The sequence below is a fragment of the Actibacterium sp. D185-2 genome, from assembly GCF_054954595.1.
In genome coordinates this window covers 171,509-184,328 of the sequence record NZ_JBPWNX010000001.1, presented here as the reverse complement: position 1 = coordinate 184,328, position 12,820 = coordinate 171,509, and the positions used below count along the sequence as shown (strand labels likewise).

12 protein-coding genes are annotated in these 12,820 nt (G+C 63.1%); 5 read left to right on the top strand and 7 right to left on the bottom strand.

Going from position 1 to position 12,820, the window contains the following annotated elements; genetic code table 11:
* Window positions 1-85: 85 nt before the first annotated feature.
* Entirely contained in the window at window positions 86-2,701 is a 2,616-nt protein-coding gene (gene mutS, locus ACSR1C_RS00980; RefSeq protein ID WP_460257919.1) for a DNA mismatch repair protein MutS, read from the top strand.
* 40 nt (window positions 2,702-2,741) lie between these two features.
* On the opposite strand, the gene ACSR1C_RS00975 is transcribed toward mutS, so the two are convergent.
* Window positions 2,742-3,302, bottom strand: a complete 561-nt coding sequence (locus ACSR1C_RS00975) for a nucleotide exchange factor GrpE (RefSeq protein ID WP_460257455.1) — start codon at window positions 3,300-3,302, stop codon at window positions 2,742-2,744.
* 3 nt (window positions 3,303-3,305) lie between these two features.
* The gene (hrcA, locus tag ACSR1C_RS00970) at window positions 3,306-4,391 is read right to left on the bottom strand and encodes a heat-inducible transcriptional repressor HrcA (protein ID WP_460257454.1); all 1,086 of its coding nucleotides are present in this window, start codon (window positions 4,389-4,391) and stop codon (window positions 3,306-3,308) included.
* Window positions 4,392-4,493: 102 nt separating this feature from the next.
* On the opposite strand from hrcA, the gene rph reads away from it, so the two are divergent.
* The 4 genes from rph to ACSR1C_RS00950 are packed head-to-tail and all read left to right on the top strand — an operon-like array spanning window position 4,494 to window position 7,333.
* Window positions 4,494-5,210 carry a ribonuclease PH gene (gene rph, locus ACSR1C_RS00965; protein WP_460257453.1) on the top strand — a complete coding sequence of 239 codons (717 nt, stop codon included), beginning with the start codon at window positions 4,494-4,496 and terminating at the stop codon, window positions 5,208-5,210.
* A 1-nt stretch (window position 5,211) separates the two neighbouring features.
* Window positions 5,212-5,820 carry an RdgB/HAM1 family non-canonical purine NTP pyrophosphatase gene (rdgB, locus tag ACSR1C_RS00960; RefSeq protein WP_460257452.1) on the top strand — a complete coding sequence of 203 codons (609 nt, stop codon included), beginning with the start codon at window positions 5,212-5,214 and terminating at the stop codon, window positions 5,818-5,820.
* Window positions 5,810-6,973 carry a radical SAM family heme chaperone HemW gene (gene hemW, locus ACSR1C_RS00955; RefSeq protein ID WP_460257451.1) on the top strand — a complete coding sequence of 388 codons (1,164 nt, stop codon included), beginning with the start codon at window positions 5,810-5,812 and terminating at the stop codon, window positions 6,971-6,973. The genes rdgB and hemW overlap by 11 nt, the downstream gene beginning before the upstream one ends.
* Before the next feature lie 6 nt (window positions 6,974-6,979).
* Window positions 6,980-7,333 carry a YbaN family protein gene (locus ACSR1C_RS00950; RefSeq protein ID WP_460257450.1) on the top strand — a complete coding sequence of 118 codons (354 nt, stop codon included), beginning with the start codon at window positions 6,980-6,982 and terminating at the stop codon, window positions 7,331-7,333.
* Here ACSR1C_RS00950 and ACSR1C_RS00945 read toward each other — a convergent pair.
* The 5 genes from ACSR1C_RS00945 to mnmE are packed head-to-tail and all read right to left on the bottom strand — an operon-like array spanning window position 7,308 to window position 12,803.
* A complete protein-coding gene (locus ACSR1C_RS00945; protein WP_460257449.1) occupies window positions 7,308-8,219 on the bottom strand; it encodes a ParB/RepB/Spo0J family partition protein in 912 nt (303 codons plus the stop codon). The genes ACSR1C_RS00950 and ACSR1C_RS00945 overlap by 26 nt on opposite strands.
* 15 nt (window positions 8,220-8,234) lie before the next feature.
* Window positions 8,235-9,044, bottom strand: coding sequence for a ParA family protein (locus tag ACSR1C_RS00940; RefSeq protein ID WP_460257448.1), 810 nt, complete (start codon window positions 9,042-9,044; stop codon window positions 8,235-8,237).
* Window positions 9,037-9,648, bottom strand: coding sequence for a 16S rRNA (guanine(527)-N(7))-methyltransferase RsmG (gene rsmG / locus ACSR1C_RS00935; RefSeq protein WP_460257447.1), 612 nt, complete (start codon window positions 9,646-9,648; stop codon window positions 9,037-9,039). The genes ACSR1C_RS00940 and rsmG overlap by 8 nt, the downstream gene beginning before the upstream one ends.
* Entirely contained in the window at window positions 9,645-11,510 is a 1,866-nt protein-coding gene (gene mnmG / locus ACSR1C_RS00930; protein ID WP_460257446.1) for a tRNA uridine-5-carboxymethylaminomethyl(34) synthesis enzyme MnmG, read from the bottom strand. The genes rsmG and mnmG overlap by 4 nt, the downstream gene beginning before the upstream one ends.
* A 12-nt stretch (window positions 11,511-11,522) precedes the next feature.
* Complete coding sequence (gene mnmE, locus ACSR1C_RS00925; protein ID WP_460257445.1) at window positions 11,523-12,803, bottom strand: tRNA uridine-5-carboxymethylaminomethyl(34) synthesis GTPase MnmE; 1,281 nt, start codon at window positions 12,801-12,803, stop codon at window positions 11,523-11,525.
* Window positions 12,804-12,820: the final 17 nt, after the last annotated feature.

Below are 12,820 nucleotides of genomic sequence, written 5' to 3'. Positions count from 1 at the left end.
TTCGCCGCCTCTGCGCGGTTTGTAAGGTCTGCTGACCAAAACACCGGGGGAAGTCGTGACCATCGCTAACGCATCCGTCACGCCGATGATGGCGCAGTTTCTGGAGATAAAAGAAGGGTATCAGGACGCCCTCCTGTTCTATCGGATGGGCGATTTCTATGAGATGTTCTTTGACGACGCCGTCGCCGCGTCCGAAGCGCTGGATATCGCCCTGACCAAACGCGGCAAGCATCTGGGCGATGACATCCCGATGTGCGGCGTGCCGGTCCATGCCGCCGAGAACTATCTGCTGACGCTGATCCGCAAGGGGTTTCGCGTGGCGGTCTGCGAACAGATGGAAGACCCGGCAGAAGCCAAGAAGCGCGGCTCGAAATCCGTCGTGAAACGCGGCGTGGTGCGGCTGGTGACACCCGGCACCTTGACCGAGGAAAGCCTGCTGGAGGCGCGGCGCCACAATTACCTTGCCGCCTATGCCGAGGTACGCGATGACGCGGCCCTTGCCTGGGTCGATATTTCGACCGGCGCGTTCCGGGTGATGCCCTGCGCCCCGGTGCGCCTGTCGCCCGAACTGGCCCGCCTCGCCCCGCGCGAGGTGATCGTGTCAGAGGTAAAAGAGGCCGAACTGGCCGAAATAGTCACTGAATCCGGGGCCGCGCTGACACCCCTGGCGCGGGCCAGCTTCGACAGCGCATCGGCGGAAAAGCGGCTGGGCGCGCTGTTCGGCGTCGATACGCTGGACGCCTTCGGCAGCTTCACCCGGTCCGAGCTGTCGGCGATGGGGGCCATCGTCGACTATCTGGACATCACCCAGAAGGGCAACCTGCCCCTGCTGCGCCCGCCGGTGCGCGAATCCGCATCGCGCAACGTCCAGATCGATGCCGCCACCCGGCGCAACCTGGAACTGACCGCCAGTCTGTCGGGCGGGCGCGACGGATCCTTGCTGGCCGCGATCGACCGCACCGTCACCGCCCCCGGTGCGCGGCTGCTTGAACGGCGCATTTCCAGCCCTTCGCGCGATCTGACGCTGATCCACGCGCGACTGGACTCCGTGCGATTCATGCTGGAACAGAGCCGCTTATCCGACACATTGCGCGCCCATCTGCGCCGCGCGCCCGACATGGACCGCGCCTTGTCGCGGCTGGGTCTTGATCGGGGTGGGCCACGCGATCTGGCCGCGATCCGCAACGGTCTGGCCCAGGCTGGCGCTGTTGCCACAGATCTGCCCAATGACGCCCCCGCCCTGATCGCCGATGCGGCGCGGGCACTGATCGGTCACGATGCGCTGCTGGATCTGTTGGATCAGGCGCTGGTGGCCGATCCGCCGCTTCTGGCCCGCGACGGCGGCTTTATCGCGCCCGGCTATGACCCCGCGCTGGACGAGGCCCGCCAGTTGCGCGACGAAGGCCGTGGCGTGATCGCCCGGATGCAGGCCGACTATGCCGCGCAAACCGGCATCCCGTCGCTCAAGATCAAGCACAACAACGTGCTGGGCTATTTCATCGAAACTACCGCAACCCATGCCGAAAAGATGTTGTCGGCCCCGCTGTCGGAAAGCTTCATCCATCGCCAGACCACCGCCAACGCGGTGCGCTTCACCACCGTCGATCTGTCCGAGATGGAAACCCGCATCCTGAACGCCGGCAACCGGGCGCTTGAGATTGAAAAGCGGCTCTATGACATCCTGAAAGCCGCCATTCTGGACCGTGCCGCCGACATCGCCCAGGCCGCTGCCGCACTGGCCGAAATCGACCTTGCCGCCGGTTTCGCCGATCTGGCACGGGGCGAGGATTGGTGCGAACCCCGGGTCGATGACAGCCGCGCCTTCGATATCCGCGGCGGTCGCCACCCGGTCGTGGAACGCGCCCTGCGCAAACAGGGCGGTGCGCCGTTCATTGCCAATGACTGCGATCTTTCGGCGGGCGACGGTGCTGCGATCTGGCTGCTGACCGGCCCGAACATGGCGGGTAAATCCACCTTCCTGCGGCAAAACGCGCTGATCGCGCTGCTGGCTCAGGCGGGCAGTTTCGTGCCCGCGACGCAAGCCCATATTGGCCTTGTTTCACAACTGTTCAGCCGCGTCGGCGCGTCGGACGATCTGGCGCGCGGGCGCTCGACCTTCATGGTGGAAATGGTTGAAACCGCCGCGATCCTCAATCAGGCCGACGACCGCGCGCTTGTGATTCTGGATGAAATCGGGCGTGGCACCGCCACCTATGACGGGTTGTCGATCGCCTGGGCCACGCTGGAACACCTGCACGACGTGAACCGCGCCCGCGCCCTGTTCGCCACCCATTACCACGAAATGACCGCGCTGGCGGGCAAGCTGCCCGGGGTCGAGAACGCCACCGTGGCGGTGAAGGAATGGCAGGGCGATGTGATCTTCCTGCACGAGGTGCACAAGGGCGCCGCCGACCGATCCTACGGCGTACAGGTGGCGAAACTGGCGGGCCTGCCTGCGGCTGTGATCAATCGCGCCCGCGTGGTGCTGGATGCGCTGGAAAAGGGGGAACGCGAGGGCGGCGCGGGGAAAAAGGCGCTGATCGACGATCTGCCGCTCTTTGCCGCGGCACCCGTGCCCGTGCCGAAACCATCTGCGCCGTCAGCGCTTGAAGAAAAGCTCGCGGCCGTCCTGCCCGATGAACTCACCCCGCGCGAGGCGCTGCAAATCCTCTATGAATTGAAAGAGGCGGCCAAATCCTGACCACCCCTTCCTCTTTTGAAACTATCCTCGCCGCCCCGGATCAGCCCGCGGGGGTCGAGGAAACCCCAACCTGCGCCGGGCGCAGCAGACGCTCGTGCAGCAGGAACCCTTCGGTCATCACCTGAATGATCTCGCCCGCCTTGGTGCCCGGCACCGGCGCCTCGAACATTGCCTGGTGCAGTTGCGGGTCGAACACATCCCCAATCTCGGGCGCGATGGGCTGAATCCCGTGTTTGCCGAACACGTTGATCAGCTCGCGCAACGTCAGTTCCACCCCTTCGATCAGCGCCTTGTTGGCCTCGCGCTGCTCGTCGCTCACCACTTCCAGCGCGCGCTTGAGGTTGTCGAACACCGGCAGCATGTCGCGGGCCAGTTTCGAGCCGCCATATTGCTCGGCCTCGCGCCGGTCGCGTTCGCCGCGCTTGCGGGCGTTTTCCGCATCGGCCAGCGCGCGCATGAACCGGTCGCGCATGTCGTCACGCTCGGCGCGCAGCAACTCGACCTCGTCCGGCTGGCCCAGATCGAGCCCCCCGAACGTTTCGTTGTCTTCCACGAAGCCTTCCTCGGGCTCCAGGCTCTCTTTTTTTTCTGCTTCTGCCATCTTCTACCCCTTACCCCGGTCAGAGATCAGTTTTCCGACCAGTTGTGCCGTGTAGTCCACGATCGGAACGATACGGCCATAATTCAACCGCGTCGGACCGATCACGCCAACGGCACCAATGATCTTTCGGTCTGCGTTCATATAGGGAGACACCACCAAAGAGGAGCCCGAAAGTGAAAAAAGCTTGTTCTCGGAGCCGATAAAAATGCGTACACCTTCGCCATCTTCGGTCAGTTCCAGAAACTCGGCGATATCGCGCTTGCGTTCCAGATCGTCGAACAGGGTTCGGATGCGGTCCAGCTCTTCGGCCTCGGCGGCCTCTTCCAGCAGATTCGCCCGGCCCCGCACGATCAGCCGCTCATAGGGCTGCCCCTCATTTTCCCAGATCGCCAGGCCACTTTCGACCATTTCACGCGCCAGTTGGTCCAGCTCCTGCCGCCGGGCGCGGATCTCTCGCTCCATGACGTTGCGCAGCTCGCTCAGGGTGCGGCCCTCGGCCAGCGCATTCAGGAAATTCGCAGCCTCGCGCATCGACGACGGCGTCTGCCCCTTCGGCGGCTCGAACACCCGGTTTTCCACATGCCCGTCGGCAAAGACCAGCACCACCAATGCACGGTCATGGCCAAGGCTGACAAATTCGATATGCCGGATCGGCGCTTCGTGCTTGGGCGCCAGAACCAGACTTGCGCCCTGGGTAACGCCCGACAGTGCGGATCCGACCCGGTCCAGCATGCTGCTCATGTCCCGCTCATTGCTGCCCAGCGTCGCATCGATCTTTTCGCGGTCGGTATTGTCCAGATCGCGCACTTCCAACAGCCCGTCGACGAACATCCGCAGGCCCAACTGCGTCGGGATCCGCCCGGCCGAAATATGCGGGCTGTCCAGCAGGCCCAGAAACTCCAGATCCTGCATCACGTTGCGGATCGTCGCGGCGCTGACCTTTTCGTTCATCGCACGCGTCAGGGTGCGCGACCCGACCGGCCCGCCACTGTCAAGATAACCTTCGACAACGCGGCGAAACACCTCGCGGCTGCGCGCATTCATCTGGTTCAGAATGTCCGATCCGTCATTCACCCAAGCGATCCCCATGGTGCTGTGCCATTAAAGAGCATGTGTCCCCCGCGTCAATCGGGCTTGCATCAACCCGCGCGGCATGGGACCTAACCGGCAACATATCGAAAGGACAATCCAATGCGCCCGTCAGGCCGTGATGTAAGCGAAATGCGCCCGATTTCAATCGAAACCGGGGTGACGAAACATGCGGAAGGGTCGTGCATGATCCGGATGGGCGATACCCATGTGCTGTGCACCGCATCGCTTGAGCCCCGGGTGCCGCCGTTTTTGAAGAATTCCGGCCTGGGCTGGGTGACTGCGGAATACGGGATGCTGCCGCGCTCGACCGGGTCGCGGATGCGGCGCGAGGCGACGGCCGGCAAACAAGGCGGCCGCACCGTGGAAATCCAGCGCCTGATCGGCCGCGCCCTGCGCGCGGGCGTTGATCGGGTTGCGCTGGGTGAACGCCAGATCACCGTGGATTGCGACGTGATTCAGGCCGATGGCGGCACTCGCTGCGCCGCGATCACCGGTGGCTGGGTCGCGCTGCGGCTGGCGGTGAACAAGCTGATGAAGGCCGGCGATGTCATTTCCGACCCGTTGATGGACCATGTGGCCGCCGTGTCCTGCGGAATTTACGGCGCGCAGCCGGTGCTGGATCTGGATTATCCCGAGGATTCCGAGGCCGGTGTCGACGGCAATTTCGTGATGACCGGCGGCGGCCGCCTGATCGAGGTGCAGATGTCCGCCGAGGGCGCGACCTTTACCCGCCCCGAAATGGATGAACTGCTGGAACTGGCCGAGCGGGGCGTGAAACAACTGGTCGCGGCGCAAAAGGCCGCAGTGGAGGGATAAGATGCGCCGGTTCACCGGAGAGAAACTTTTGGTCGCGACGCACAACCAGGGCAAGCTGGAGGAAATTCAGCACCTGCTTGAACCTTACAATGTCGCGGTCGTCTCGGCCGGTGAACTGGGCCTGCCCGAGCCCGAGGAAACCGAGGATACATTCATCGGCAACGCGCGGATCAAGGCCCACGCCGCCGCCAAAGCCACTGGTATCCCCGCGCTGGCCGACGATTCGGGAATCGAGATCGACGCGCTGGACGGCGCGCCCGGTGTCTATACCGCCGATTGGGCCGAAACCCCCACGGGCCGCGATTTCAACATGGCGATGACCAAGACCTGGGAAAAACTGGAAGCGGTCAACGCCCCCTTCCCCCGCACCGCGCGGTTCTGCTGCACCTTCGTGCTGGCCTGGCCCGACGGTCATGACGAAGTGTTCGAGGGCCACATGCCCGGTCAGATCGTCTGGCCGATGCGCGGTGCACAGGGTCACGGATATGACCCGATCTTTCAGCCCGACGGCTATGATCAGACCTTTGGCGAAATGAACCGCTGGGAAAAGAACAAGATCAGCCATCGCGCCAAGGCGTTCGAAAAGCTGGTGACCGTCTTTGGCAACTGACGACTGGCAACAGGGCGGCTTTGGCCTTTATCTCCATTGGCCGTTCTGTCAGGCAAAATGCCCCTATTGCGATTTCAATAGCCATGTCGCAGCGTCCATAGATCAAAATGTCTGGAAACGTGCCTATATCGCCGAAATCGCCCGCATCGGGGCTGAAACCGGCCCCCGCGTTCTGAACAGCGTTTTTTTCGGCGGCGGCACCCCCAGCATGATGGAGCCCGACCTTGTCGCCGCCATTCTGGATGCGGTTCGCGCCACATGGCCCACCGTCAACGACATGGAAGTAACGCTGGAGGCAAACCCCACCTCGGTCGAGGCCGGGCGCTTTCGCGGCTATCGCGATGCGGGGGTGAACCGGGTCTCGATGGGTCTTCAGGCGCTCAATGACGATGATCTGCGGCGGTTGGGGCGGCTGCACAGCGTGGCCGAGGCCCGCGCCGCATTTGATATCGCCCGCCACACGTTTGACCGCGTCAGTTTCGATCTGATCTATGCCCGGCAAGATCAGACACCCGAGGCCTGGAAAGCCGAACTGACCGAGGCGCTGTCGATGGCGGTGGATCACCTGTCGCTGTATCAGCTGACGATCGAGGATGGCACCGCCTTTGGCGACCGTTATGCGCGCGGCAAGCTGGCCGGCCTGCCGGACGAGGACAGCGCCGGCGACATGTATTTCCTGACCCAGGATCTGTGCGAACAGGCCGGGATGCCGGCCTATGAGGTTTCGAACCACGCCCGGCCCGGTGCACAATCGCGGCACAACATGATTTACTGGCGCTACGGCGACTATGCCGGGATCGGCCCCGGCGCACATGGGCGGATCACATTAGGCGGCCAGCGCTATGCGACCGAGACCGCGTTACAGCCGGGCGCCTGGCTGGATGCGGTCCGGACGCGCGGCAACGGGGAAATGGGTCGCACCGCCCTGCCCTTGAAAGATCAGGCAGCGGAATATCTGATGATGGGGATGCGATTGCGTGACGGGATCAGCATCTCCCGTTATGAAGCGCTTGCCGGGGAACAGATGAACCATAATGAAATCAATAAGTTAAAAGATTTTTCGCTGGTTGAACGCGATGGCGACGCCTTGCGCACGACGCCCAAGGGCCGCGCACTGCTGAACGCCGTCCTGCGCGATCTTATGCCGGACTGATCCATCATGCGCGCAATTTGGATGTTTCTTGGGCTTGTCTCTGTCGGGCTCGGTTTTGTCGGGGCGGCGCTGCCGCTGATCCCGACGGTGCCGTTCATGCTGTTGGCTGCCTTCTTTTTCGCCCGCTCCTCCGAACGGCTGCACCACTGGCTGCTGACCCATCCGGTTTTCGGCCCATCCATCACCGACTGGCAGGAAAGCGGCGCCATCCGCCGCCCCGTCAAATGGCTGGCCAGTCTGTCGATCCTTGCCGGTTTCGGCGTGTCACTGATTCTGGATGTGCGCCCGACACTTCTGGTGATTCAGGCGCTGACGCTGGCCGCGGTTACGCTGTTTATCTGGTCGCGTCCAGAGGCGTGATGCTCAGAACCCGGCACAGCTCGTCCAACTCGTCCAGCGTGCGGTAGCTGATTACCAGCTTGCCCGCCTCCTGCCCCGCCGGATGATCAATCACGACCTTCATCCCCAGATTGGCGGACAGATCCTGTTCCAGCGCGCGGGTGTCGGCATCTTTTTCACCGCTGGGCGCTGGCGCGGATTTCGCGGCCGGTTTCGGCCCTTTTGCCAGCTTTTCAGTTTCGCGCACCGACAATCCGCCCGCAATCACCTGACGCGCCAACGCGGCCGGATCGTCGGTGGTGATCAGCGCGCGCGCATGTCCCGCCGAAAGCTGCCCTTCGCGTACATAGTCCTGCACTTCGTCGGGCAGTTGCAGCAGACGCATCAGGTTGGCAATGTGACTGCGGCTTTTGCTCAGCGCTTCGGCCAGCCGTTCCTGAGTATGACCAAACCGATCCATCAACTGGCGATAGCCCTGCGCCTCTTCGACCGGGTTCAGATCGGCGCGCTGGATGTTTTCGATAATCGCGACTTCCAGAACCTCGGTATCGTCCAGATCGCGCACGATCACCGGCACCTCGTGCAACTGTGCCAATTGCGAGGCGCGCCAGCGGCGTTCGCCCGCGACAATCTCATAGGTTCCGGCCTGGCGTTTGTTGTCGCGCACGATCAGCGGCTGAATCACACCTTTTTCGCGGATCGAGGCGGCCAGTTCTTCCAGCGCCTCCTGTGAAAAGCGGCGGCGCGGCTGATCGGGGTTGGGGAAAAGCTTTTCAACCGGCACCGTCAAGTCCGATCGGCGCGGCCTGTCTTCGACGGCCTCGGCGCTGTCTTCAACCAGGTTCACATCGGCCATCAATGCCGACAGGCCCCGCCCAAGGCCACGTCTTTCAGGTTTCTTGCTCATGACTCCCCCTTTTTATTATGCGGCCACGACCGATGTGCGCTGCAGCATTTCCCGCGCCAGCGCGCGATAGGCCATCGCCCCGCGTGACGACGGGTCATATTCCAGCACCGACATCGCGAAAGACGGCGCTTCGCTGACCCGCACATTGCGCGGAATCACTGTCTTGAACACAAGATCGCCCAGATATTCCCGTGCGTCATTTTCGACCTGCTGGGACAAGTTGTTGCGTTTGTCATACATGGTCAACACAACACCTTCGATCCGCAGGCCGGGATTTGCCGTCTGGCGCAGCTCCCGAATGGTCAGCATCAATTGCGACAAACCCTCTAGCGCGAAAAACTCGCTTTGCAGCGGAACCAGAATGGAATGCGCGGCAACCATCGCGTTGACCGTCAGCAGGCTGAGCGACGGCGGACAATCGATCAGGATGTAATCAAAGCCATACCCGTCAATCGCGGGTTGGCGCAGCGCGTCATGCAGCAGAAAGCTGCGCTTTTCATTTGATACCATTTCGATATCTGCCGAGCTAAGGTCAGTCGTCGCCGGCGCGATCAGCAACCCGTCGATCTCTGTCGCGCGGATCACCTCACTCAGCGGGGCCTCGTCCAGCAGCAGATCATAGGTCGTGCGAAGCCGTTGCCCCGCCTCGACCCCCAGCCCGGTCGAGGCATTCCCCTGCGGATCCAGATCGACGATCAGAACGGTCAGCCCCTCGGCCACCAGCGCGGCAGCCAGGTTGATGGTCGTCGTGGTCTTTCCAACGCCGCCCTTCTGATTGGCGACAGCGATGATCTTCGGCGCGGTCGGGCGCGTCGGGTCAGACATGGGCAAGTCCTCCGATGGAAAGAATGACAGCCTGTGGATCTGTCCTGCTGGGTATTTTCTGGACCTCGAACCGCCAGGATGCAAGCGCCTCGGTGATCTCGTGCGCGTGATTGGCGCCTTTCAGGAAAATCGCCCGCCCATCGGGCGTCAGATGCCGTTCGGCAAAGCCAAGCAGCACCGACAGCGGCGCCAGCGCCCGGGCGGACACCACATCGGCGCCCAGTGGCGGCACCTCTTCGATTCGGGCGGCGATCACATTGACGGCCACGCCAACCTCGCGTGCGACGGTGCGCAGGAAGGTGGCCTTACGCTGATCGCTTTCGACCAGCGTCACCGCCATGTCCGGCGCACGCTGGGCCGCCATGATGGCGATCACCATGCCGGGAAACCCGCCGCCGCTGCCCAGATCGGCCCAATGCCGCACATCCTGCGGCGCGCAATCGAAAATCTGGGCGGAATCGATGAAATGGCGGGTCCAGGCCTCTGCCAAAGTGGATTTCGCGACGAGGTTGATCGCCGGATTCCACTTTTTCAAAAGCGCCTCATAGGTTTTCAGGCGCTCCAATGTTTCACGTGAAACATTCAGCATGGCATCGGTGCTCATGCGGATTTCCGCTCCCGCTGCCGCAACTTGGCCAAAAGCAGCGTCAGCGCGGCTGGCGTCATCCCATCCACACGCCCCGCCTGCCCCAGCGTCGCCGGACGGATATGCGACAGTTTGGTTTTCAGCTCGTTCGACAAACCTTGCAGCACGCCGTAATCGAAATCTCCGGGAATCCTCTGCGCCTCGTCACGCTTCATCGCCGCCACATCCTGTTGCTGTCGCCGGATGTAGTTAGCGTAAAGCGCATCGCGTGCGACCTGATCGCGAATTTCCGGCGCAACGTCAGCCAACGAGGGATCCAGCGCGATCACATCGTCAAATCCCACATCCGGGAACGCCAGCAGATCAAAGCCCGAGCGGCGGTGGCCATCGGCATTCACCTTGATCCCGACCTCGCCGATCTGCCTTGGCGTCAACGACATTGCATCCAGCCGCGCCCGCGCCTGGCCAAGCTGTTCCATCTTGTTTTCGAACATCCGCTGGCGCGTCGCGCCCACGCAGCCAATTTCGAGTCCCATCGGGGTCAACCGCTGATCCGCGTTATCCGCACGCAGCGACAGCCGAAATTCGGCCCGCGATGTGAACATACGGTAGGGTTCGGTCACGCCGCGGGTCACCAGATCATCGATCATCACGCCGATATAGCTGTCGGTCCGGCTGAACAACACCGGCACGGCAGCCAAGGCAGATCGCGCCGCATTCAGCCCCGCAACCATGCCCTGGGCCGCGGCCTCTTCATACCCCGTGGTTCCGTTGATCTGCCCGGCCAGATACAATCCCGGCACATCCTTGACCTGCAGCGTTGTGTCCAGCGCGCGGGGATCAACGTAATCGTATTCAATGGCATAGCCCGGCTGCAGAATAACAACCTGTTCCAGCCCCCGGATCGAATGGACGTAATCCGCCTGCACATCCTCGGGCAGAGAGGTCGAAATCCCGTTGGGATAGACGGTGTGATCGTCCAGCCCCTCGGGTTCCAGAAAAATCTGGTGCGCGGTTTTATCGGCAAACCGTACGATCTTATCCTCGATCGAGGGGCAATAGCGCGGGCCGACGCCTTCGATATGCCCGCCATACATCGCTGAACGATCCAGGTTCTCGCGGATAATCGCGTGGGTTTGTTCGTTTGTGTGGGTGATTCCGCAGGCAACCTGACGCACGAACGGAGCTTTCGACAGAAAGGAAAACAACACCGGATCATCGTCGCCCGGCTGGCTTTCCAGCCCACCCCAATCAATCGTCCGCCCATCCAGACGCGGCGGCGTGCCGGTTTTCAGACGACCCAGCGGCAGGCCGAACCCGTCGATCCGCTCGGCCAGTTTGACCGACGGCTTATCGCCCATCCGCCCGCCCGGGCGCCTGACATCACCAATATGGATCACACCGCGCAGGAAGGTACCCGTGGTCAGAACCACGGCAGCGGCGCGCAATGCGGACCCGTCGGCCAGAACAACACCGGCCACGGTTTCACCCTGCATAATAAGGTCGGTCACCTCCCCTTCCACCACATCCAGATTGGGCGTGGAGGTAATGAAGGCCTGCATGGTTTCGCGGTAAATCTTGCGGTCGGCCTGCGCGCGCGGGCCCTGGACAGCGGGCCCTTTGCGCCGGTTTAGCAGGCGGAACTGAATGCCGGCGCGATCCGCGACCTGCCCCATCAGCCCATCCATCGCATCGACCTCGCGCACAAGATGACCTTTGCCCAGCCCGCCGATTGCCGGATTACAGGACATCACGCCAATGCCATCGCGGCGAAGCGTCACAAGTGCGGTGCGCGCGCCAAGCCGCGCCGATGCATGCGCTGCATCCGTCCCCGCGTGGCCTCCGCCCACCACAACAACATCGAAATCCCGATGTTTCACGTGAAACACTCCTTACTTGCCCAGACAGAAGCTGGCGAAGATTTCATCCAGAATATGTTCGACATCCACCCGCCCCACGAGCGAATCGAGGGCGCGAATGGCGGTTCGAAGCTCTTCAGCCGCAAGCTCTGCGCTGTCCGGCCCCCTGCATACCTGATTCCGCGCCGAAGAAATAGAGGCCAGCGCATTCAGGATCGCCACCCTGTGGCGTTCCCGCGTCGCCGTCACCGCCCGCGCGGCCCGGGTTTCCAGACGCGATGTAATATCCGCGATCAGCTCTGCAACACCTTCGCCGGTTTTTCCGGACACGCCGCCGCCGCCCAGATCGGCCTTGCCACGCAGAACGATATCATCCGCCTTTGGCGTCAGGCCCAGGGTGGACCCCTGATCGTCCAGCAAAAACACCCGCAGGTCGGCGGCGGTGGCGCGTTCCCTGGCGCGGTCGATGCCGATCCCTTCGACCACATCTACGGTTTCGCGCAGACCGGCGGTATCCAGCACGGTCACGGGCAGGCCGTTCAAATCCATCCGCACCTCGATCACATCGCGCGTCGTCCCCGCAAATTCAGAGGTAATCGCCGCCTCGCGCCCGGCCAGCGCATTCAGCAATGTCGATTTCCCGGCATTCGGCGGGCCGACGATGGCCACCTCGAACCCGTCGCGAATACGTTCGGCGGCAGACACGCCCGCCGCCTCGCGCGTCAGGTCAACCTCGACCCGGTCCAGCAACGCCAGCACCTCGGGCGTGACATCCACCGGCACATCTTCGTCGGCGAAATCTATTGTGGCCTCCAGCAGGGCCGCCGCCCGGATCAGATCGCTGCGCCAGGATTCGGCGCGCTGCCCGATGGCGCCGGACAGGACCCGCAGGGCCTGACGGCGCTGCGCCTCGGTCTCGGCCTCGATCAGATCGGACAGACCTTCGACCTGGGCAAGGTCAAGCTGCTCGTTCTCCAGCGCGCGGCGGGTGAATTCACCGGGTTCCGCCAGGCGCACCCCCTCGATTTCCGACAAGGCCCGCAGGACGGCGGCAACTGTGGCCGGGCTGCCGTGGGTGTGCAGCTCGATCACCTCTTCGCCGGTAAAGCTTGCGCCGACCTCGAACCACAGCACCAGTGCCTCGTCCAGCAACAGGCCGTCCGCGTCAAACAGCTTGCGCAGCCCGGCCTTGCGTGGCGCGGGCAGTGTTACGCCAAGCGCAACCGCCGCCTGCCGCGCGCAGGGCCCGGAAAGCCGAATGACGGCGACGCCGGCCTTGCCGCGCGCCGTTGCCAGAGCATAGATCGTATCCACCGCGTAACCCCCTTAAC